18 protein-coding genes are annotated in these 20,623 nt (G+C 71.0%); 13 read left to right on the forward strand and 5 right to left on the reverse strand.

Going from position 1 to position 20,623, the window contains the following annotated elements:
- The first annotated feature begins 97 nt into the window (after positions 1-97).
- The 4 genes from ACH4DZ_RS39075 (at position 98) to ACH4DZ_RS39090 (ending at position 2,920) form a co-directional block, all read left to right on the forward strand.
- Positions 98-1,111, forward strand: coding sequence for a DNA topoisomerase IB (locus ACH4DZ_RS39075; protein WP_398293580.1), 1,014 nt, complete (start codon positions 98-100; stop codon positions 1,109-1,111).
- A gap of 104 nt (positions 1,112-1,215) precedes the next feature.
- A complete protein-coding gene (locus tag ACH4DZ_RS39080; protein ID WP_398293582.1) occupies positions 1,216-2,232 on the forward strand; it encodes an LD-carboxypeptidase in 1,017 nt (338 codons plus the stop codon).
- 113 nt (positions 2,233-2,345) lie between these two features.
- Positions 2,346-2,573 carry a DUF2945 domain-containing protein gene (locus ACH4DZ_RS39085; RefSeq protein ID WP_398293584.1) on the forward strand — a complete coding sequence of 76 codons (228 nt, stop codon included), beginning with the start codon at positions 2,346-2,348 and terminating at the stop codon, positions 2,571-2,573.
- The gene (locus ACH4DZ_RS39090) at positions 2,570-2,920 is read left to right on the forward strand and encodes a DUF3140 domain-containing protein (RefSeq protein WP_398293585.1); all 351 of its coding nucleotides are present in this window, start codon (positions 2,570-2,572) and stop codon (positions 2,918-2,920) included. Before ACH4DZ_RS39085 ends, ACH4DZ_RS39090 begins: the two co-directional genes overlap by 4 nt.
- A 29-nt stretch (positions 2,921-2,949) precedes the next feature.
- Here ACH4DZ_RS39090 and ACH4DZ_RS39095 read toward each other — a convergent pair whose 3' ends face one another.
- Together ACH4DZ_RS39095 and ACH4DZ_RS39100 are read right to left on the reverse strand one after the other, a co-directional pair.
- Entirely contained in the window at positions 2,950-3,198 is a 249-nt protein-coding gene (locus ACH4DZ_RS39095; protein WP_398293587.1) for a hypothetical protein, read from the reverse strand.
- Positions 3,195-3,416 carry a hypothetical protein gene (locus tag ACH4DZ_RS39100; RefSeq protein ID WP_398293589.1) on the reverse strand — a complete coding sequence of 74 codons (222 nt, stop codon included), beginning with the start codon at positions 3,414-3,416 and terminating at the stop codon, positions 3,195-3,197. The genes ACH4DZ_RS39095 and ACH4DZ_RS39100 overlap by 4 nt, the downstream gene beginning before the upstream one ends.
- A 211-nt stretch (positions 3,417-3,627) precedes the next feature.
- Between ACH4DZ_RS39100 and ACH4DZ_RS39105 the strand changes: the two genes are divergently transcribed.
- Both ACH4DZ_RS39105 and ACH4DZ_RS39110 read left to right on the forward strand, forming a co-directional pair.
- Complete coding sequence (locus ACH4DZ_RS39105; protein WP_398293591.1) at positions 3,628-4,470, forward strand: helix-turn-helix domain-containing protein; 843 nt, start codon at positions 3,628-3,630, stop codon at positions 4,468-4,470.
- Positions 4,452-4,661: a DUF397 domain-containing protein gene (locus tag ACH4DZ_RS39110; RefSeq protein WP_398293593.1), complete on the forward strand. Its 210-nt coding sequence runs from the start codon at positions 4,452-4,454 to the stop codon at positions 4,659-4,661. Before ACH4DZ_RS39105 ends, ACH4DZ_RS39110 begins: the two co-directional genes overlap by 19 nt.
- A 51-nt stretch (positions 4,662-4,712) precedes the next feature.
- Here ACH4DZ_RS39110 and katG read toward each other — a convergent pair whose 3' ends face one another.
- The 3 genes from katG to ACH4DZ_RS39125 form a co-directional block, all read right to left on the reverse strand.
- The gene (gene katG / locus ACH4DZ_RS39115; protein WP_398293595.1) at positions 4,713-6,944 is read right to left on the reverse strand and encodes a catalase/peroxidase HPI; all 2,232 of its coding nucleotides are present in this window, start codon (positions 6,942-6,944) and stop codon (positions 4,713-4,715) included.
- Positions 6,945-6,999: 55 nt separating this feature from the next.
- A complete protein-coding gene (locus ACH4DZ_RS39120; protein ID WP_398293597.1) occupies positions 7,000-7,455 on the reverse strand; it encodes a Fur family transcriptional regulator in 456 nt (151 codons plus the stop codon).
- A gap of 272 nt (positions 7,456-7,727) precedes the next feature.
- Entirely contained in the window at positions 7,728-11,804 is a 4,077-nt protein-coding gene (locus ACH4DZ_RS39125) for a molybdopterin-dependent oxidoreductase (RefSeq protein WP_398293678.1), read from the reverse strand.
- 421 nt (positions 11,805-12,225) lie between these two features.
- Here ACH4DZ_RS39125 and ACH4DZ_RS39130 point away from each other — a divergent pair, with 421 nt between their 5' ends.
- The 7 genes from ACH4DZ_RS39130 (at position 12,226) to ACH4DZ_RS39160 (ending at position 20,464) form a co-directional block, all read left to right on the forward strand.
- Positions 12,226-12,615 carry a cell division protein SepF gene (locus ACH4DZ_RS39130; RefSeq protein ID WP_398293600.1) on the forward strand — a complete coding sequence of 130 codons (390 nt, stop codon included), beginning with the start codon at positions 12,226-12,228 and terminating at the stop codon, positions 12,613-12,615.
- Between the two features lie 123 nt (positions 12,616-12,738).
- Positions 12,739-14,037, forward strand: coding sequence for an ATP-binding protein (locus ACH4DZ_RS39135; RefSeq protein WP_398293602.1), 1,299 nt, complete (start codon positions 12,739-12,741; stop codon positions 14,035-14,037).
- Positions 14,034-14,360: a nucleotide pyrophosphohydrolase gene (locus tag ACH4DZ_RS39140; RefSeq protein WP_398293604.1), complete on the forward strand. Its 327-nt coding sequence runs from the start codon at positions 14,034-14,036 to the stop codon at positions 14,358-14,360. The genes ACH4DZ_RS39135 and ACH4DZ_RS39140 overlap by 4 nt, the downstream gene beginning before the upstream one ends.
- Positions 14,361-14,615: 255 nt before the next feature.
- Positions 14,616-15,077, forward strand: coding sequence for a DUF6099 family protein (locus ACH4DZ_RS39145; RefSeq protein WP_398293606.1), 462 nt, complete (start codon positions 14,616-14,618; stop codon positions 15,075-15,077).
- Positions 15,078-15,264: 187 nt separating this feature from the next.
- Positions 15,265-16,185, forward strand: a complete 921-nt coding sequence (locus ACH4DZ_RS39150) for an LLM class F420-dependent oxidoreductase (RefSeq protein ID WP_398293608.1) — start codon at positions 15,265-15,267, stop codon at positions 16,183-16,185.
- A 149-nt stretch (positions 16,186-16,334) separates the two neighbouring features.
- Positions 16,335-17,801, forward strand: a complete 1,467-nt coding sequence (locus tag ACH4DZ_RS39155) for a 3' terminal RNA ribose 2'-O-methyltransferase Hen1 (RefSeq protein WP_398293610.1) — start codon at positions 16,335-16,337, stop codon at positions 17,799-17,801.
- Entirely contained in the window at positions 17,798-20,464 is a 2,667-nt protein-coding gene (locus ACH4DZ_RS39160; RefSeq protein WP_398293613.1) for a polynucleotide kinase-phosphatase, read from the forward strand. The genes ACH4DZ_RS39155 and ACH4DZ_RS39160 overlap by 4 nt, the downstream gene beginning before the upstream one ends.
- Positions 20,465-20,623: the final 159 nt, after the last annotated feature.

Raw genomic sequence — 20,623 nt, forward strand, 5'->3', positions numbered from 1 at the left:
CTGAGACAGGTACGCCTTTTGAGACGGGTGGGAAAGGGAACCACATTCCGTGCTGGTCGCGGTCCCGCAGGCCGCGGGTGAACGGAGGAGGAGCGCGATGCGGTTCCGGACGAGTGACCTCACGGGCCCCGGCTACGGCCGCCGCCGGCACGGCCGCGGCTTCCGCTACCTGGACACCAGGGGCCGGGCACTGCCCGACGGCCCGGAAGCCCGGCGCGTACGCGATCTCGTCATCCCGCCGGCCTGGCAGGACGTCTGGATCTCCCCGCACCCCAACGGCCACATCCAGGCGGTCGGCACGGACGAGGCCGGCCGCCGCCAGTACCTCTACCACCCCCTCTTCCGCGAGAAGCAGGAAGCCGCCAAGCACACCCGCGTCCTGGAGGTCGGCGCCGCCCTGCCCGAGGTGCGCCGGCAGGTCGGCAAGAGCCTCGAAGGCTCGGGCCTGAGCCGGGAGAGGGTGCTCTCGCTCGGGGTCCGGCTGCTCGACCTCGGCTTCTTCCGCGTCGGCGACGACCGGTACGCGAAGACGAACGAGTCGTACGGACTGACGACCGTACGGCGCCACCAGGTCACCTGCAGCAAGGGCGCGGTCGGCTTCGACTACGCGGCCAAGAGCGGGCGCCGCTACTGCCGGGAGATCGTCGACGAACAGGTCTACGCCGGCGTCCGGGCCCTGCTCCGCCGCCGCGACGACAACGACCACCTCTTCGCGTACTGGGAAGCGCGCCGCTGGCACACCATCGACGCGACCGACCTGAACGGGCACCTGCGTGACCTCGCGGGCCTGGACATCACCAGCAAGGACTTCCGGACCTGGCACGCCACGGTGCTCGCCGCGGTCGCGCTCGCCGTGTCGGCCGAGGTGGCGGACACCTCGCCGACCGCCCGGAAGCGGGCCGCCGCACGGGCGGTCCGCGAGGTCGCCGGCTACCTCGGCAACACGCCGTCCGTGTGCCGGGCCTCCTACATCAACCCGCGCCTGTTCGAACTCTTCGACGAGGGAAGGACGATCGCCCCCGCCCTCGCGTCCCTGGGTTCCGTCCCGGTGGCGGGCGCACTCGCCACGCAGCCGGTGGAGGAGGCGGTACTGCGCCTGCTCAGCGCCTAGACGTCGGACCCCGGTGGTCGGACCCCGGTGGTCGGACCCCGGTGGTCGGAATACCAGCGGTACCCGCGTGGTTGTCCGCCCTTGTCGATCAACAAGGAGGCTCCATGTCCACGATCCGTCGTCCCCGTGCGCTGCGTCCCGGCGATCTCGTGGTCGTCACCGCGCCCTCGGACCGTCTGGAGCCCGGGGACGAGCCGCTGCTCGCCCGCGGTGTGGCGATGTTGGAGCGGATGGGTTTCCGGGTGCGGGTCAGCCCGATGGTCGACACCGCGCGCAGCCGCTGGTGGGCGGCGGGCGCCCCGGCGGAGCAGGCCGCCGAGCTGAACGCGCTGCTCCGGGACCCCGAGGTGCGGGCCGTGGTCGCGCACACCGGTGGCCAGGCGACCATCGGCTATCTCGATCTGATCGACCTGGACGCGATCCGGGCCGACCCGAAGCCGATCCTGGGCTACAGCGACATCTCCGTGCTGCACATGGCCCTGTACGCCAGGACCGGCCTCGTCGGCTTCCACGCCGACATCGTCACCCACGGGTTCGGCAGCGACTGGTACACGTTGGGCGACGAGGCCCGCCGGTCCGAACTGGTCGACCTCTACACCCGGGTGCTCACCAGGGCCGAGGCGCCGGGCGCGCTGCCGGCAGGCGGGACGTGGGAGACCTGGCGGCCGGGCCGCGCGCAGGGTCCCCTGTTCGGCGGCCTGCTGAACCGCCTGGTCCAGGTGCAGGCGACGCCCTTCGCGCTGCCCGCCGAACGGCTCGACGGCGCCGTCCTGTTCTGGGAGGAGCTGCAGCGGCCGGTGACCCGGATCTGGTGCGACCTGCAGACCCTGCGGCTGTCCGGTGTGCTGGACCGGATCGCCGGCATGGTGGTCGGCATCCCGCACGAGGTCACGCCCTGGGAGGGCGGCGGGGAGCAGGTCGGGCTGCGCGAGGTGGTGCTCGACGTCCTGGGGGAGCGTGACATCCCCGTCCTCGCCCAGGTCGACTTCGGCCACACCTCACCGAACCTGCCGCTGCCCCTCGGCGTACGCGCGGACGTGGACGCGGACAACCGGACGCTGTCCCTGCTCGAACCGGCGGTCGAGGCAGCTGCGGCTCCCGTGGCTTCCGCGGAACGCTGACCGACAGCGTCTCCGACCACTCGGACGCCGCCGAAATGCGTCCTGCCACGAAGAGCTGGACAGTGGGGAGGGGTGTCCAGTGCGGGGGCCGAGGTCGAGGGAGCGTGCGGATCGTGGCGAAGGGCAAGAAGCTGAGCAAGGGTGACAAGGTCTCCTGGAGCAGTCATGGGCAGACCGTCCCCGGCAAGGTGAAGAAGAAGATCACGGGACGGGCCGAGGTGGCGGGCCGTACCGTCGACGCCTCGAAGGACGAGCCGCAGTACGAGGTCGAGAGCGACAAGTCGGGCCGCAACGCCGTCCACAAGCCCGGGTCGCTGCGCAAGAAGAGCGGCGGCTCATGAGTGGCGGCAGCGGAAAAACCGACACGGACCGCGAGGACACGGTCAAGGAGTTCGGCGAGGCCGTCAACATGACGCCCAGTGCCCTCAAGAAGTGGCTGGACACCGACGACTCGAAGAGCGTGGGTCAGTCGGACGGCGACGGCGAGAGCGTGGGGCACGCGTCCGGACGCCGTATCGTCCGCCTGCTGGAGAAGAAGAAGGCCGACCTGACCGACGACGACGTCGCCCATATGCGCAAGGTCGTCGGCTATGTGCACCGCCACCTCAAGCAGCGCCCCTCGGGCGACGTCACGGACACACGGTGGCGCTACTCCCTGATGAACTGGGGCCACGACCCGAAGTCGTGATCACGCTGACGGTGGTGCCGTCCGGGCGGTCATCTTGGCTGTCTGCTGCGGGCGTTCACCTCGGCGAGGAGAGCGCTCAGTAGTTCGTCGGGCGTGAGGTCGCGGACGTGGTCCGGGTCGGCGTCCCATTCACGGCCCCCGCTCAGCGGGCGGAGCTGGATGTACGGGCCCTCGTGACCCATGACGCGTCCGACGAGGCCGCGGGCGGCGTCGCGGACGACCTTGCCGACGGTGGTGGCGTCGACGGCGGTGGGGGCCGCGTCGGCGTCGCCCGTCACCGGGCCGCCCCCTTCGTGATCACGTCCGCGAGCAGCAGGGCGACGGGAGCCGAGCACACGCCCAGGTGCACAAGCGCGTACCGGGCCTCGTCCTTGCGGTCGTCGGCCCACGGGGTGCGGATGTCCATCGCGGGGAGCTGGATGCCGGCCCGGGAGAGCGCGGCGGCGAGGGCGTCGCGTGCCGCGACGGCTTCCTGGGTGTGGGGCGTGGGGGTCATGGCAGTCCTCGTCGGTGGGGGCGGGCAGGCGGTTTCGCTGATTCCATGACCGGCTGTACTGCGTGAATTACGCTGTGTAGTCCGGTCGTTACGAGGATGCGCCCGGGGGTGGAAGGCCACGGTGTGGGCGGGGGAGTGGTTCCCGGTCGCGCGGATGTGGTTCCACACGTTCCACATCGCGCACGCACGTGTACGTCCGGGAGGGAGCGGTATGCCGCAGCGACGCGTCATCACCGGCCGCAGTCAGGAACCCCGTCAGCGGTTCGCGGAGGAGCTGCGGACGTTACGGGCCGCGAGCGGGACGAGTCTGCGGGCGCTCGGCGAACGGCTGGGCTGGGACTACTCGTTGTTCGGCAAGATGGAGAAGGGCGAGACGCTGGGCAGCCCGGAGGTGGTCCAGGCGCTGGACACGCATTACGGGACACCGGGGCTGTTGCTGGCGCTCTGGGAGGTCGCGGCCGGGGACCACACGCAGTTCCGCGAGCGGTACCGGCGGTACATGGCGCTGGAGGCGGAGGCGGTGAGCCTGTGGCACTTCGCGGTGAGTGTGCTGCCCGGTTTGTTGCAGACACCGGGGTATGCGCGGGAGGTGCTCGCGGCGGGCGGGCTCAGGGGCAAGGAGCTTGAGCAGCAGGTCGAAGCGAGGGCGGGGCGCCGGGAGTTGCTGGAGGGGGAGGACGCGCCGCCGTTCCGGACGATCCTGTCGGAGGCGGTGTTGCGGACCGCCTTGCTGAACACCACCGAGTGGCATGGGCAGTTGAAGCACCTGGCTGAGGTGGCGGAGCGCCGGAACATCGCGGTTCAGGTGCTGCCGTTCAGCGCTGGTCCCTACGGGCTCGACAGTACTGACGTGTGGTTCCTACGGCTGCGCGGCGGACGTACGGTGGCGTACACGGAGAACGCGCACCGTGGCGACCTGATCGAAGACAGCGCGGCGGTCGAGAAGCTGCAGAATGCCTACGATGCAGTTCGTGACCTGGCGTTGACCCGGGCCGAGTCGAGGCAGATGATCCTGCGCCTGTTGGAGGAAGTACCGTGCGTTCCATCGACCTGAGTGCCGCGACGTGGCACAAGAGCTCGTACAGCAACTCGGACGGTGGCGCGTGCGTCGAGATATCCGGCGACCTCACCGCCGTGGTCCCCGTGCGGGACAGCAAAGACCCGCACGGCCCGGTGCTCGTGTTCCCCACCGCCGACTGGACCTCGTTCGTCTCGGCGGTCCGGAACGGGCAGTTGAGCGGCTGAACACGAAACCCGGGCCGGTCCAGATGGACCGGCCCGGGCTTCAGGTCAGGATCAGACCAGGTCGAACCGGTCCGCGTTCGAGACCTTGACCCACGCCTCGACGAAGTCCTTCACGAACTTCTCCTTCGCGTCGTCGCTCGCGTAGACCTCGGCGAGCGCGCGCAGCTCGGAGTTCGAGCCGAAGACCAGGTCGGCACGGGTGCCGGTCCACTTGACCTCGCCGGTGGACGCGTCGCGGCCCTCGAACGCGGTCTGGTCGGACGAGGTGGAGCTCCACGTCGTACCGAGGTCCAGGAGGTTGACGAAGAAGTCGTTCGTCAGCGTCCCCGGCTTGTCGGTGAGGACGCCGTGCGCGGACTGGCCGTGGTTGGCGCCCAGGACACGCAGACCGCCGACGAGGACGGTCAGCTCGGGAGCGCTCAGCCCCAGCAGGTTCGCCCGGTCGAGCAGCAGGAACTCGGCGGGAAGGCGGTTGCCCTTGCCGAGGTAGTTGCGGAACCCGTCGGCGGTCGGCTCCAGCGCGGCGAACGACTCCACGTCCGTCTGCTCCTGCGACGCGTCGGTGCGGCCCGGCGTGAACGGCACCTCGATGTCGACGCCGCCGTCCTTGGCCGCCTTCTCGACGCCCGCCGCACCGGCGAGGACGATCAGGTCGGCGAGGGAGACCTGCTTGCCGCCGCTCTGCGCGGAGTTGAAGGACGACTGGACGCCTTCCAGGGTGCGCAGCACCGAGGCGAGCTGGTCGGGGTTGTTGACCTCCCAGCCGCTCTGCGGCTGGAGGCGGATGCGCGCGCCGTTGGCGCCGCCGCGCTTGTCGCTGCCACGGAAGGTCGAGGCCGAGGCCCACGCCGTGGAGACCAGCTCGGAGACCGTGAGGCCCGAGGCGAGGAGCTGGCTCTTCAGCTCGGCGATGTCCGCCGCGTCGACCAGCTCGTGCGTGACCGCCGGGACCGGGTCCTGCCACAGCAGGGTCTCCTCCGGGACCTCCGGGCCGAGGTAGAGGGACTTCGGGCCCAGGTCACGGTGGGTGAGCTTGTACCAGGCACGGGCGAAGGCGTCCGCGAACTGGTCGGGGTTCTCGTAGAAGCGGCGCGAGATCTCCTCGTACGCCGGGTCGAAGCGCAGCGCGAGGTCGGCCGTCAGCATCTTCGGGGCGTGGCTCTTCGACGGGTCGTGCGCGTCCGGGATCGTACCGGCGCCGGCGCCGTCCTTCGCGACCCACTGGTTGGCACCCGCGGGGCTCTGCGTCAGCTCCCACTCGTACTCGAACAGGTTCTTGAAGAAGCCGTTGCTCCACTGGGTGGGCGTGCTCGTCCAGGTGACCTCAAGGCCACTGGTGATGGTGTCGCCGCCCTTGCCGGTGCCGTACGTGCTCTTCCAGCCGAGGCCCTGCTCCTCGAACGAGGCGGCCTCGGGGTCGTCGCCGACGCTCTCGGACGGGCCCGCGCCGTGGGTCTTGCCGAAGGTGTGACCGCCCGCGATCAGGGCGACCGTCTCCTCGTCGTTCATCGCCATCCGGCGGAACGTCTCACGGATGTCGCGGGCCGAGGCCAGCGGGTCCGGGTTGCCGTTCGGGCCCTCGGGGTTGACGTAGATGAGGCCCATCTGGACGGCGCCGAGCGGGTTCTCCAGCTCACGGTCGCCCGTGTAGCGCTCGTCGGCGAGCCAGGTGGTCTCGGGACCCCAGTAGACGTCCTCGTCGGGCTCCCACACGTCGGCGCGGCCACCGGCGAAGCCGAAGGTCTCGAAGCCCATGGTCTCCAGGGCGACGTTGCCGGTGAGGATCAGCAGGTCGGCCCAGGACAGGCTCTGGCCGTACTTCTTCTTCACCGGCCACAGCAGACGGCGGGCCTTGTCGAGGTTGACGTTGTCCGGCCAGCTGTTCAGCGGCGCGAAACGCTGCTGACCGGCGCCGCCGCCACCGCGGCCGTCACTGATGCGGTACGTGCCGGCGCTGTGCCAGGCCATACGGATCATGAGCGGGCCGTAGTTGCCGAAGTCCGCGGGCCACCAGTCCTGCGAGGTGGTCAGTACCTCGGCGATGTCACGTTTGACCGCGGGGAGGTCGAGGCCCTGGAACGCCTCGGCGTAGTCGAACTCCTCACCGAGGGGGTTCGACACGGCCGGGTTCTTGGCAAGGATCTTCAGGTTGAGGCGCTCGGGCCACCACTGACGGTTGTCTCCGCCCTGGGTCGGGTGCGGGGCGCGGCCGTGGGCGACCGGGCAGCCTCCCGACTCCTGCGGCTCAGGGTCCGTGACGATCGCGTCATGGTTCTCGGTCATGGGGAAATCCTTCCGAACGGGGTGGAGCACAAGCTCAACGGGGTGGATCGCTTGCTCAGGAACTGAGGCCGGTGGGACTGGGGGAACTGGTGAGACAGGCGGGGCACAGGCCCCAGTAGATGACCTCGGCCTCGTCGACCGCGAAGCCGTGGTCCTGGGACGCGGTGAGGCAGGGGGCGTGACCGGTCGCGCAGTCGACGTCGGCCACGACTCCGCACGACCGGCACACGAGATGGTGGTGGTTGTCCCCGACACGTCCCTCGAAGAGGGCCGGGCTGCCGGGCGGCTCGATGCGCCGGACGAGCTTCACCGTGGTCAGCGCGTGAAGTGCCTCGTACACGGCTTGCAGCGAGATGTGGCCCACGCGGGCCCGTACCTCGGTGGCGATGGCCTCCACACCGAGATGATCACCTGCCCGGACGGTTTCGAGCAGCGCGACACGGGCCGCCGTCACCCGCAGGCCGGCGCCGCGCAGCTCTTCGGCGGTCGTCGGAGTCCCGGGTGCGGTCATGGACCCAACCTACTGACATAAACACGAACAGTTCAAGTAAATGAACGGTACAGGTTTTGATGCGTGGGTTTGGGGTGCCGTTCACCATCCGGTGGGGGTGTCGGTGCAGGTCAGTGGGGGCCTTGTCCTGCAAGGGGGGTGGCAAGGGATGTGGCTCTGTGAGGGCGGCGATTCGTCTGCGGGCCCGGTGGGGGCGGGCCGCGCAGTTCCCCGCGCCCCTGAAGGGGCACGGGGTGGGCCGCGCAGTTCCCGCGCCCCTGAAGGGGCACGGCTCAGTACACGTCTCTGACGTATCGCTTCTCCGCCGCGAGCTGCTTGACGTACGCGGCGGCCTCCGTCCCGCCCAGGCCGCCGTGGGCGACCGCGATGTCCCGCAGGGCCCGGTCGACGTCCTTGGCCATGCGGGAGGCGTCGCCGCAGACGTAGAAGCGGGCGCCGCCCTGGAGCCACGACCACAGCTCGGGTCCGTGTTCGCGCAGCCGGTCCTGGACGTAGACCTTGGCACGCTGGTCGCGGGAGAAGGCCGTGTCCAGCCGGCTGAGGGTGCCGTCGGCGAGGAAGCCGTCCAGTTCCTCCTCGTAGTAGAAGTCGGTCGCCCGGTGCTGCTCGCCGAAGAACAGCCAGTTCGGTGCCCGGTGCCCGAGGGCCCGCCGCTCCTCCAGGAAGCCGACGAAGGGTGCAACCCCGGTGCCGGGCCCGACCATCACCATCGGGGTCGCCGGATCGGCCGGGGGCCTGAAATGCGGGGAGCGCTGTACGAACACGGGCACCGGTGTCCCCGCTTCGGCGTCGGCGAGAAAGGGCGAGCAGACCCCGCCGCGCGCCCGGCCGGCCAGACTCTCGTACCGGACCACGGAGACCGTGAGCGACACGTGGTGCGGGTCGGTGAGCGGGCTGGACGATATGGAGTACAGGCGGGGCTGGAGCCGCTTCAGGACGCCGGCCCACTCCTGGGCGCTCGCCCGTACCGGATGCTCGGCGATGACGTCGACGGCCTGCCGTCCCCAACTCCACTTGGCCAGCCCGTCCTTGTTGTCGGGCCGCAGCAGCCGCTTCAACTCCCGGTTGTCGCCGGTGTCGCCGGTACGCTCGGCGACAAAACGCAGCAGGTCCGGGGAGATCCGGGTGATGTCGAGAAGCCGACCGAGGGCGTCGCCGACGGAGGTGTGGCCAACCCCGGCGATATCGACGGTGGTTGTGGGATCGAGCCCGGCCACCGCCAGCCACTCGGCCACCAGCGCGGGCGAGTTGAGCGGCCGTACGCCGAGCGCGTCCCCCGCCTCGTACGTCAGCGGGCTGTCGCCACCCCGGGTGTCGAAGGTGAACCGGCGCACCTCCTTGCCCGCACCGGGCAGGCTGAGCAGCCGGTTCCCGACGAGCCGCGCGGTGACGGCGGGGGGCTTCCTTGTCGCGGTCGCAGCGGTCGGCGCGGTCGGCGTGGGGGCCGGTGCGGCAACCGCTGCCGCCGGGGCGGGTTCCTCGCCGGTTGCGAGCGCGCCGACCACCTGATCGAGCCAGGCCCGCGCGGGCGCCTCGTAGTCCGGCTCGCAGTCGGCACGCGGAGCGAGCCGCACCCCGCCCAGCTCGTCCAGCCGCTGGTCGAGCCGCCGCCCGTGCCCGCAGAAGTCGTCGTACGAGGAGTCGCCGAGGGCGAGCACGGCATAGCGCACGCCGTCCATGCGGGGTGGCTCGGGCGACTCCGGGGCCAGGCTCGCCCAGAACCCGGAGCCGTTGTCGGGCGCGTCCCCGTCGCCGAACGTACTGGTGATGAGCAGCAGATCCGCACCCGGCGGCAGGGCACGCGGGTCGGCGTCGTCCATGCCGAGGAGCGTGGCCCGGTGGCCGCCGGCGACGAGCTGCTCGGCAGCCGCGGTGGCGAACTCCTCGGCGTTCCCGGTCTGCGAGGCCCAGAGGACGACGACTTCGCGGAGGGGGGTGGGCGCCTCCGCGACCCGTGGGCTGTCGGCCGCGCGGGAGTACATACCGGCGAGAACGCCGTTCACCCAGAGCGCGTGACCCGCGTCGAAGGGCGCGTCCGCCGGAAGCACGGGCACCCCGGGAGACCCCGCGGGAAGCCCCGAGAGGAAGCCGGTGAGGTACTGGCGCTCGGAGGCGGAGAGGAGGGGAGGGGGACTGGGCTGCAGCCCGAAGATCCCTTCAGCCTTTCCGGCGCCCGTACTCTCAGCCCCTTCGGCCCCCTTACTCTCAGCCCCTCCGGCGTTTGAGGAGCGGGGGCCCGGGGGCAGCGCCCTCGGCGGCGAGGAAACCCGCGTCAGCGCCACCGCACACACCTTCAGCTCCGGCTGGAAGGACACCGGATCAACGGCGTCACTGGTGACGGCATTGACGCTCAGGTACTCCCCGAACAGATCGTTCCAGTGGAACGGCGCGAACAGACACCCGCGCTGCACCCGGTCCGAGACCACCGCGGGCAACACGGCCCGCCCCCGCCGGGACGCGACCTCGACCCGATCCCCGTCACCCACGCCGAGCAAGGCCGCGTCCTTTGGATGCACCTCCACGAACGGCCCGGGATCGAGCTTGTTGAGCTTCGCCACCCGCCCCGTCTTGGTCAGCGTGTGCCACTGATGCTGCAGCCGCCCGGTGTTCAGCACGAACGGAAAGTCGTCGTCGGGCAGCTCGGCGGCGGGCATGTGCGGCCGGGCATGAAACACGGCCCGCCCACTGGCCGTGGGAAAGACGGGCCCCCCGCCTCCGGAATCCGAGCCGATATAGCGGATCGGATTCCGGTCAGGCCCCCGCACGTCCGAGGCCGGCCACTGCACGGAGGTGTCCCGCAGCCGCTCGTACGTGACCCCCCGCAGATCCCACCCCGTCCCCGGGTTCCACGCGCGCTTGATCTCCTCGAAGATCTCCTCCGCGCTCGCGTACGAGAAACCCTTCTCGTACCCCATCTCGCAGGCCACCCGCGCGATGAGCCGCCAGTCCGCGAGCGCCTCGCCGGGCGGGTCGACGGCGGGCCGGGCGAGCGTGAGGTTGCGCTCGCTGTTGATGAGGACGCCCTCGGTCTCGGTCCACATCGCGGCGGGGAGCACGACATCGGCGTACGCGTTGGTCTCGGTCTCGGCGAACACGTCCTGCGTGACGACGAATTCGGCGGCTTCGAGGCCCTCGATGACCGTCCGGCGGTTGGCCATCGAGGCGACCGGATTGGTGCAGATGATCCAGCAGGCCTTGATCTCGCCATCGGCCATTTTCCGGAACATCTCGACCGTGCCCTTGCCGGCCCCGTCCTTGCGGAGGGTGTCGGGCGGCAGCTCCCACAGCTCCTCGACGAAGGCGCGCTCGTCGTCGACGAGCACGGAACGCTGCCCCGGCAGGCCGGGCCCCATGTACCCCATCTCACGCCCGCCCATGGCGTTGGGCTGCCCGGTGAGCGAGAAGGGGCCGGACCCCGGACGGCAGATCGCGCCGGTGGCGAGATGCAGGTTGACCAGGGCGTTCGTGTTCCAGGTGCCGTGTGTGGACTGGTTGAGGCCCATGGTCCACAGGCTCATCCACTCACCGGCCTCGCCGATCAGCCGCGCGGCCGCACGGATGTCGTCCTCGGGGATACCGGTGATGTCGGCGACGGCGGCGGGCGGGTAGTCGGCGAGGAAGCCGGGCATCGCCTCCCATCCTTCGGTGTGGGCCGCGATGAAGTCGGGATCCGTGTGCCCGTTCTCGTGGAGCAGGTACAGCAGCCCGTTCAGGAGGGCGAGATCCGTACCCGGCTTGATCCGCAGATACAGATCGGCCTTGTCGGCGGTGGCCGTGCGCCGCGGGTCGACGACGACGACCTTCGCGCCCGCCGACTTCACCCGGTCCATCATCCGCAGGAACAGGACCGGATGGCAGTCGGCCATGTTCGAGCCGATGACGAGGAAGACGTCCGCCGACTCGAAGTCCTGGTACGAGCCGGGCGGCCCGTCGGCCCCCAGCGACAGCTTGTAACCGGCGCCCGCGCTCGCCATGCACAGCCGGGAGTTGGACTCGATCTGGTTCGTCCGTACGAACCCCTTGGCCAGCTTGTTCGCCAGGTACTGGGCCTCCAGGCTCATCTGCCCCGAGACGTAGAAGGCGAAGGCGTCCGGGCCGTGCTCGTCGATGACCGCGCGCAGCCGCCGCGCGGTCTCGGCGATCGCCGCGTCCACGGACACGGGTGCGGGTCCGGCCCCGCGGTCCTCCCGTACGAGCGCGGTGGCCAGCCGTCCCGGCGCCGCGAGCATGTCCGCGGTGGTCGCTCCCTTGGTGCACAGCCGGCCGTGATTCGCCGGATGCGCCTTGTCCCCGGTCGCCTTCAGGACCGTACGCCGTCCGTCGGGGCCCATCCCGATGTCGAGGACCATGCCGCAGCCGACGCCACAGTACGAGCAGACCGTGCGCACCTGGGACGTGGGGGCGGACGAGGGCGTAGGGGCGGACGAGGACGTGGGGGAGGTCGTGCTCACACGCTGCCCTTCTCCGGCTTGTCTCGGGGCTCCCGACTGTACGAATTGCCCGTTACGCCTGTGTCACGTGGCGTGATCTTGAGGGGTTACGCCCGTCACACAACGGCAGCCGGTCCGGTGTGAGGGGGCGGCGCAGAGGTCGGCGCGAGGGCCGATATGAGGGCCGGTCCGAGGTTTCGAAGCCTACGGCGGTCGGCTGCGGACCGTGTCGCATTCGGCCGAACGGGTGACCATGCGCAACAATGGCCCGACAACGACTGGTGCAGGCGATCAGCACGATTCCGGGCACTACTCAGGGCACGACAGGGTGGGGGAGCCGGTGAACAGCCACGACGTCACCGATGAACAGTGGGAAGGGCTCGCCCAGGTAGTTCCTCTGCGCGGCCGCGATGCCTGGCCGTCGGCGGTCGGCCATCGGGCGCTGCCGGAGGCCGAGACCGAGACGCGGCGCCGCTTCGTGGTGCTGCGCATCACCATCTTCGCGGACGCCCGCGAGGTCGCCGAGACCCTGATGGCCGGAATTCCGGTCCTCCTGGATCTCACCAGCGCCGAGACGGACGTCGCCAAGCGTGTACTCGACTTCAGTACGGGTGTGGTCTTCGGCCTGGCCAGCGGGATGCACCGGGTCGACAAGAACGTCTTCCTGCTGACGCCGCCGGGCACCGAGGTGGCGGGACTGATGAAGGGGGCCGGGATCCCCGGCGTGTGACGTTTCCGCGCGGACGTTCTCGGCGCGGACCTTTCCGGCAACCGCGGTGACCGGGTCCCTCGATCGTAGGAAGGTCCGCGGACGAAACGGTTCCGCCTCGGGGCGGAGTCCTACGGTCCGGACATGACCGTGTCTCCTCGCCTCCCTGAAGGCGAAAAGATCGCGCAGTTCCCCGCGCCTCCGAGGGGCGCGGGGAACTGCGCGGCCGACCACGACGGAGCCGCAGATTCTCGCGAGCCTCGCGTGCCGGCAGCGGAGGCGGCCGAGGCGGCGGAAGCGGCGGAGGCGAAAGCCTCCCGTCCCGACCGCCCGAGCGTCACCGAGCTGCGGCTGTCCGCGTTCGCCGCGCACCGAGGTGCCGGCTTCCCGCTCGGGCCTCTCAGCCTCCTCCGCGGGCCCAGCGGCAGCGGCAAGTCCAGCGCCTTGCGGGCGTACGAGGCACTGGCCCGGCTCGGCGGCGGCGCCGAACTCGGCGAGGTGTTCCCGGATCCGGCCGCCTGTGTGCCCGAGCGGGCCCGGCCCGACGTCCAGCGGCGCCGCGGGTTCCGGATCGGCTGCACGGCGGACGGCCCCGAGGGTCCCGTACGGCTCGATGTGGCCGTACAGGCCGAGCCGCGACTTCGTATCGTGGGCGAGCGGTTGACCGCCGGAGGGCGCACCCTGCTGGAGACGGCCCTGCGGGATCCGGCCCGACGGGCGGTGCAGGCGGCCTGGCACACCGCGGGCTCGTCCCCCGTGACGAGGGCGCCGCTACCCGACGACCGGCTCGGCACCGCGCTCCTGCCGCTGCGGGTCGCGGGCAGGACGGACGGCCAGCGCCAAGTACTCGCCGCCGCCCAGCAGATGGTGGTCGCGCTGCGGTCGGTCTTCGTGTGCGACCCGCAGCCCCGCTCCATGCGCGCCGACGTGCCGCTCGGCGCGGGACGGCTGCTGCGCGGCTGCGACAACCTCGCCGCGGTGCTGTGGCGTACACGCGCCGAGTGCGGGCGGCGGCACGGGCTGCTGGTCGACGCGGTGCGGGCCGGGTGCGCGGGGCCGGTGCACGACGTACTGGCGGAGCCCGGGACCGGTGGGGCGGGCGGCACCGTCCGCGCGTGGCTCGACCGGGGGGACGGGCTGCGGACACCGCTCGGCCGCCTGGGGGACGGGGAGTTGCGCTATCTCGCGCTGGCCCTGGTGCTGCTGACCGGGCCCGGTGTGCTGGAGGTCGACCTGGCGGGAGAGGTGCCCGCGGCGCTGCAGACGCTCACCGTGCTCGTCGACGGGTTCGACCGTGATCTGGACGCCCGGCAGCGCGAAGGGCTCGTACGGCTGGCCGCCCGGATGTGCGAACGGGGACACATCCGGCTGGTGGGGGCCGTGAGCGACGCGTCCTGGGCGGCGGGGGTGGACGGGGTGACGGTGGTAGACCTTGGACCGTGACCGAACTTGATGTGGCGACCCTGCAGCGCCGACTGGCCGCGTTCGCCGCGGCGCGGAACTGGGAGCCCTACCACACGCCCAAGAACCTCGTCGCCGCGCTCAGCGTGGAGGCGTCCGAACTCGTCGAGATCTTCCAGTGGTTGACGCCCGAGCAGTCGGCCCGGGTGATGGACGACCCGAAGAAAGCACCGCGTGTACGGGACGAAGTCGCGGACGTGCTCGCGTACTTGCTCCAGTTGTGTGAGGTGCTGGGGGTCGACGCACTCGCGGCGCTGGACGCGAAGATCGACCGGAACGAGGTGAGATTCCCGGTGGGGGAGTGACCCCCTCCGGTGGGCCCGCTGCCGACTGCCACCAACTCTTACCAACTGCGCCAACTCCCGTGCTGCGCGCGCAAAGCCGGACCAACAGTTCCGATTGTCACTCTCCGGAGTTGTTGATCTGTTCATATTCGATTCCGTGTCCGCAGATTTCAGACTTCCTCTGGCTTTTCGTCCCGAGGCAGCTCACTCTGGGTAGTGGCAGGCGGAGTTCGGGCAGGCGTGTGCACAACGCGTCGGGACAGACGGGGACAGTGGATGGATGCGGTGCGGCTCATCGGTGCGAGCAGGTGTGCCCTGATGAGGAGCGGCGACACCTCCGAGACCATGGCCGAGGCCTGGCAGGCCCAGGCCCTCGCCCAGGCGATAGGCAGTCGGCTGGCGGTGTCCGGACCCCCCGAACTGCGGGGCGAGGCACTGGGGTTGACGGAGCTGGCCGGTCGCGGTTGCGGGGTTCTGGGCGCTCCGGCGGTCGATGTCAGCAGCTTACGGGCGGCGCAGCTGACCGAGCTGGGTGATGCGAGGCGGGCGCTTCTCGAACTCGGAGGGTTGCTCGGGGAGGTGGGGATCACCCTGGTCGGTATAGCCTGCGCGGCTGCGGACGAGGGGACGTACTGGCAGTGCATGGAGGCGATCGACGCGGCGGACGAGTCGCGGGACCGGGTTCTTGAGATGCTGCGAAGACTCGCGGTGCGGGATCAGGGGGCGGCGACGGGGTAGTGGGCGGCCTCCTCGTCCTCGGCCGCCGGCCGGTCCGGCTCCGCCCGGGCCGACGACCACCGCACGGGCGCGTCACCGCCCCCGCCCCGCCCCGCGCACACGGTCGACGGATTTCACCCGACCGGGGACGCGATCGACCGGCGGTACCGATGGGGTCGACCGGCGTACGACCGTGCAGGATGGAGGCATGGATCTTCGAATCTTCACCGAGCCCCAGCAAGGGGCGATCTACGACACCCTGCTCGCCGTGGCGAAGGCCACCGAAGACCTCGGCTTCGACGCCTTCTTCCGCTCGGACCATTACTTGCGCATGGGGTCCGTGGACGGCCTCCCCGGCCCCACGGACGCCTGGATCACCCTTGCCGGACTCGCCCGCGAGACCAAGCGGATCCGCCTCGGCACACTGATGACCGCCGGCACCTTCCGCCTGCCCGGCGTGCTGGCGATCCAGGTCGCCCAGGTCGACCAGATGTCCGGCGGCCGGGTCGAACTGGGCCTGGGCGCCGGCTGGTTCGAGGAGGAGCACAAGGCGTACGGCATCCCGTTCCCGAAGGAGAAGTTCGCCCGCCTGGAGGAGCAGCTGGCGATCGTCACCGGGCTGTGGGAGACCGAGGCCGGCGAGACCTTCACCTACGACGGCACCTACTACCAGCTCACCGACTCGCCCGCGCTGCCCAAGCCCGCGCAGTCCAAGGTCCCGGTGCTCATCGGCGGCCACGGCGCCTCCCGTACGCCGCGCCTCGCGGGCAGGTACGCCGACGAGTTCAACATGCCGTTCGCGTCCGTCGAGGACAGTGAGCGCCAGTTCGGCCGGGTGCGGGCCGCCGCGGAGCAGGCCGGCCGCAAGGGCTCCGACCTGGTCTACTCGAACGCGCTCGTCGCCTGCGTGGGCAAGGACGACGCCGAGGTGGCCCGCCGGGCGGCGGCGATCGGCCGTGAGGTGGAGGAGCTGAAGGCCAACGGCCTGGCGGGCTCCCCGGCCGAGGTCGTCGACAGGATCGGCCGTTTCGCGGAGATCGGCTCCCGGCGGCTCTACCTCCAGATCCTCGACCTCGACGACCTGGACCACCTGGAACTTATCTCCTCCCAGGTCCAGTCCCAGCTCTGAGCGGCGGTGCCCCGCAGGGGCGTGGGGCCGTGCCGACGGCCCCGCGCCCTCGAAAATGCCTGGGTGCGGCAGAAGGGTTCGCTGTACGTTGGGCGGGCGCGCGGATACGGCAGGTTTCCGCAGTTCAGAAGACGTTTCGAGGCAGACCAGTGTTCCTTGCGATCAGTGCGACCGGCGCCCCTGAGCGCCCTGCGACCGACCTCGGTTATCTCCTGCACAAGCATCCTGACAACGCGCAGGTGTTCTCCACCTCCTACGGCAAGGCGCACGTCTTCTACCCCGAGGCGAGCCCGGAGCGCTGCACGGCGGCGCTGCTCCTGGAGCTGGACGCGGTGGCACTGGTCCGGCGCGGCAAGGGCAGGGGCCGTGGCGGAGCGCCGGACGCGGCTCTCGCGCAGTACGTCAACGACCGCCCGTACGCCGCCTCCTCTCTGCTCGCCGTGGCCCTGAGCAGCGTGTTCTCCAGTGCGATGAAGGGCATCTGCCAGGCGAAGCCGGAGCTGCCCGCACGCCCGCTGCCCCTGCGCATCGAGGTACCCGCACTGCCGGCCGGCGGCGGCGCCGATGTCGTACGGGCGCTCTTCGAGCCGCTCGGGTGGACGGTGAGCGCGGAACCGGTGCCGCTGGACACGCAGTTCCCCGAGTGGGGCGACTCCCGGTACGTGAGCCTCGTACTCGAAGGCGATCAGCGACTCGCCGACGCGTTGCGGCACCTGTACGTCCTCCTGCCGGTGCTCGACGACGCCAAGCACTACTGGGTCTCCTCCGACGAGGTGGACAAGCTGCTGCGGTCCGGGGAGGGCTGGCTGCCGGACCACCCGGAGCGGGAGCTGATCACCAGCCGCTATCTGGCGCGCCGGACGACGCTCACCCGGCAGGCCAGGGAGCGGCTGGAACTCGTACGGCTCGCCGAGACGGACGACAGCGCGGTCGAGGAGATCGACAACGCCGTCGACGAGCGGACGGACACCGAGGAGGCGCCCGTACCGCTCGCGGTCCGGCGGCGGGAGGCGATCGTCGCCGCACTGCGGGCGACCGGTGCCGCCAGGGTGCTCGATCTCGGCTGCGGACAGGGCCAGTTGGTGCAGGAGCTGCTGAAGGACACGCGCTACACCGAGATCGTCGGGGTCGACGTGTCGACGCGGGCGCTCACCGTCGCCGCGCGGCGGCTGGGCCTGGACCGGATGGGGGAGCGGCAGTCCGAGCGCGTCAGGCTCGTCCAGGGCTCGCTCGCCTACACCGACAAGCGGCTCAAGGGGTACGACGCGGCGGTGCTCAGCGAGGTCGTCGAACACCTCGACCTGCCGCGGCTGCCCGCCCTGGAGTACGCGGTGTTCGGCTCCGCGCGCCCCGGGACGGTGATCGTGACGACACCGAACGTCGAGTACAACGTCCGCTGGGACACCCTCCCGGCCGGCCATGTGCGGCACGGCGACCACCGCTTCGAGTGGACGCGCGCCGAGTTCAGGGCCTGGGCGGGCGAGGTGGCCGAACGGCACGGCTACGGCGTGGAGTTCGTACCGGTGGGCCCCGACGACCCCGAGGTGGGCCCACCGACCCAGATGGCGGTCTTCGCGCTGCGCGCACAGGACACGAAGGAGGCGAAGGCCGCATGACCAGTACGGACGACACCGGCACCGACGACACCGGTACCGGCGGCACCAGCACCGGCGGCAAGGTTCGTACCCTGCCCGTCACCGACCTCTCCCTCGTCGTGCTGATCGGCGCGTCCGGCTCGGGCAAGTCCACCTTCGCCCGGCGGCACTTCAAGCCGACCGAGGTGATCTCGTCGGACTTCTGCCGGGGCCTCGTCGCCGACGACGAGAACGACCAGAGCGCCAGCAGGGACGCCTTCGACGTCCTCGGCTACATCGCGGGCAAGCGTCTCGCGGCGGGCCGACGCACCGTCGTGGACGCGACCAGCGTGCAGTCGGACAGCCGCAGACAGCTGATCGAACTGGCCAGGAAGTACGACGTGCTGCCCATCGCCATCGTGCTGGACGTGCCCGAGGAGGTGTGCGCCGAGCGCAACGCCTCGCGCACCGACCGCGCCGGCATGCCGCGCCGTGTCGTCCAGCGGCACATCCGTGAACTACGGCGCTCACTCAAGCAGTTGGAGCGCGAGGGCTTCCGGAAGGTGCACGTCCTGCGGGGTGTGGAGGAGGCCGAGACCGCGCAGGTCCGTACCGAGAAGCGGTACAACGACCTGACTCACCTCACCGGACCCTTCGACGTCATCGGCGACATCCACGGCTGCGCCTCCGAACTGGAGGCGCTGCTGGCCAAGTTGGGCTACGCGGACGGCGTGCACCCCGAGGGGCGTACGGCCGTGTTCGTCGGCGACCTCGTCGACCGCGGCCCCGACTCCCCGGGCGTCCTGCGCCGGGTGATGTCCATGGTCGGCTCGGGCAACGCGCTGTGCGTACCGGGCAACCACGAGAACAAGTACGGCCGTCACCTCAAGGGCCGCAAGGTCCAGCACACCCACGGCCTCGCCGAGACCATCGCGCAGATGGAGAACGAGAGCGACGAGTTCAGGGCACAGGTAAGGGAGTTCGTGGACGGGCTGGTCAGCCACTACGTCCTCGACGGCGGCGGCCTCGTCGTCTGCCACGCGGGCCTGCCCGAGAAGTACCACGGCCGTACGTCGGGCCGGGTGCGCTCGCACGCGCTGTACGGCGAAACCACCGGCGAGACCGACGAGTTCGGGCTGCCCGTGCGCTACCCGTGGGCCGAGGACTACCGGGGCCGGGCGGCGGTCGTCTACGGCCACACGCCCGTGCCGGAGGCCACCTGGCTCAACAACACCATCTGCCTGGACACCGGAGCCGTGTTCGGCGGCAAGCTCACCGCGCTGCGCTGGCCGGAGCGCGAACTCGTCGACGTACCGGCCGAGAAGGTCTGGTACGAGCCGGTCAGGCCGCTGGCCTCCGAGGCGCCGGGCGGCCACGAGGGACGGCCGCTCGACCTCGCGGACGTGCACGGCCGCCGCATCGTCGAGACCCGGCACGCGGGGCGGGTCTCCCTGCGCGAGGAGAACGCCGCCGCGGCCCTGGAGGTCATGAGCCGCTTCGCCGTGGACCCCCGCCTGATGCCGTACCTGCCGCCGACCATGGCACCCACCGCGACCTCCCGTGCGGAGGCCCGCGGCGGAGCCGCTGACGGGCACTTCCTGGAACACCCGGCCGAGGCCTTCGAGCAGTACCGGGCCGACGGGGTCGTGCGGGTCGTGTGCGAGGAGAAGCACATGGGGTCGCGGGCGGTGGCGCTGGTGTGCCGGAACGCGGAGACCGCGCGCGAACGGTTCGGGGCCACGAGCGGGGTCACGGGCTCGCTGTACACCCGTACGGGCCGCCCCTTCTTCTCGGAGCAGGTCGGCGGTTCCGTCGGTTCCGGCGATTCCGTCGGTTCGGCCACGGGTGTCTCCCTCACCGAGGAGATCCTCGGGCGGGTGCGGGACGCCGCCACGGAGGCCGGTCTGTGGGAGGAACTGGAGACGGACTGGCTGCTGCTCGACGCCGAGCTGCTGCCCTGGTCGCTCAAGGCCACCGGGCTGCTGCGCTCGCAGTACGCGGCCGTGGGCGCGGCGGCCGGCGCGGTGTTCCCGGGTGCGGTGGCCGCGCTGGAGAAGGCGGCGGCGCGGGGCGTAGACGTGGGGGACCTGCTCTCCAAGCAGCGGGAACGGGCCGTCGACGCGGCTGCTTTCACCGACGCGTATCGGCGGTACTGCTGGCCCACGTCCGGTCTGGAAGGAGTGCGGCTCGCCCCCTTCCAGATCCTCGCCACCCAGGGACGGAGCCTGGCGGCCGTACCGCACGACGAGCAGCTCGCGCTGATCGACCGGCTGGTGACGGCCGACCCGTCCGGACTCCTGGGGACCACCCGGCGCCTGTTCGTCGACACCGACGACCCGGCGTCGGTGCGGGCCGGGATCGACTGGTGGCTGGAGATGACCGGCCGCGGCGGCGAGGGCATGGTCGTCAAGCCCGTCCAGGCCGTGGCACGCACCGGGAACGGCCGGCTGGTCCAGCCGGGTATCAAGTGCCGGGGCCGGGAGTACCTGCGGATCATCTACGGGCCGGAGTACACGCGCCCCGAGAACCTCGACCGGTTGCGGGGGCGCTCCCTCAACCACAAGCGCTCACTGGCACTGCGCGAATACGCGCTGGGCCTTGAGGCCCTGGACCGACTGGCCGGGGGCGAACCGCTGTGGCGGGTGCACGAGGCCGTGTTCGGGGTGCTGGCGCTGGAGTCGGAGCCGGTGGATCCTCGGCTGTAGGCATCCGATGCCGACAGGCAGGCGGCGCGGCGCACCAGCCGCGCCGCAACCGCTGCACGCGCCCTCAAGGGCACCTGGTTAACCGTGAGTTGCCATGCTATCTTCGCAGGTCGATCCAGCAGGTGTACCGACTCATGGGGGACAGTCGGTGGGGACAGG

This window comes from Streptomyces sp. NPDC017991, assembly GCF_044328075.1.
Classification (GTDB): Bacteria; Actinomycetota; Actinomycetes; order Streptomycetales; family Streptomycetaceae; genus Streptomyces.

Excerpts from the sequence above, each read along its gene's own strand:
- ACH4DZ_RS39145 (WP_398293606.1), top strand. The coding sequence starts at position 14,616 with ATGGATGCGGTGCGGCTCATCGGTGCGAGCAGGTGTGCCCTGATGAGG.
- ACH4DZ_RS39100 (WP_398293589.1), bottom strand. The coding sequence starts at position 3,416 with ATGACCCCCACGCCCCACACCCAGGAAGCCGTCGCGGCACGCGACGCC.
- ACH4DZ_RS39125 (WP_398293678.1), bottom strand. The coding sequence starts at position 11,804 with ATGGTCCTCGACATCGGGATGGGCCCCGACGGACGGCGTACGGTCCTG.
- ACH4DZ_RS39150 (WP_398293608.1), top strand. The coding sequence starts at position 15,265 with ATGGATCTTCGAATCTTCACCGAGCCCCAGCAAGGGGCGATCTACGAC.
- ACH4DZ_RS39120 (WP_398293597.1), bottom strand. The coding sequence starts at position 7,455 with ATGACCGCACCCGGGACTCCGACGACCGCCGAAGAGCTGCGCGGCGCC.
- ACH4DZ_RS39135 (WP_398293602.1), top strand. The coding sequence starts at position 12,739 with ATGACCGTGTCTCCTCGCCTCCCTGAAGGCGAAAAGATCGCGCAGTTC.
- ACH4DZ_RS39105 (WP_398293591.1), top strand. The coding sequence starts at position 3,628 with ATGCCGCAGCGACGCGTCATCACCGGCCGCAGTCAGGAACCCCGTCAG.
- katG (WP_398293595.1), bottom strand. The coding sequence starts at position 6,944 with ATGACCGAGAACCATGACGCGATCGTCACGGACCCTGAGCCGCAGGAG.
- ACH4DZ_RS39090 (WP_398293585.1), top strand. The coding sequence starts at position 2,570 with ATGAGTGGCGGCAGCGGAAAAACCGACACGGACCGCGAGGACACGGTC.
- ACH4DZ_RS39075 (WP_398293580.1), top strand. The coding sequence starts at position 98 with ATGCGGTTCCGGACGAGTGACCTCACGGGCCCCGGCTACGGCCGCCGC.
- ACH4DZ_RS39080 (WP_398293582.1), top strand. The coding sequence starts at position 1,216 with ATGTCCACGATCCGTCGTCCCCGTGCGCTGCGTCCCGGCGATCTCGTG.
- ACH4DZ_RS39160 (WP_398293613.1), top strand. The coding sequence starts at position 17,798 with ATGACCAGTACGGACGACACCGGCACCGACGACACCGGTACCGGCGGC.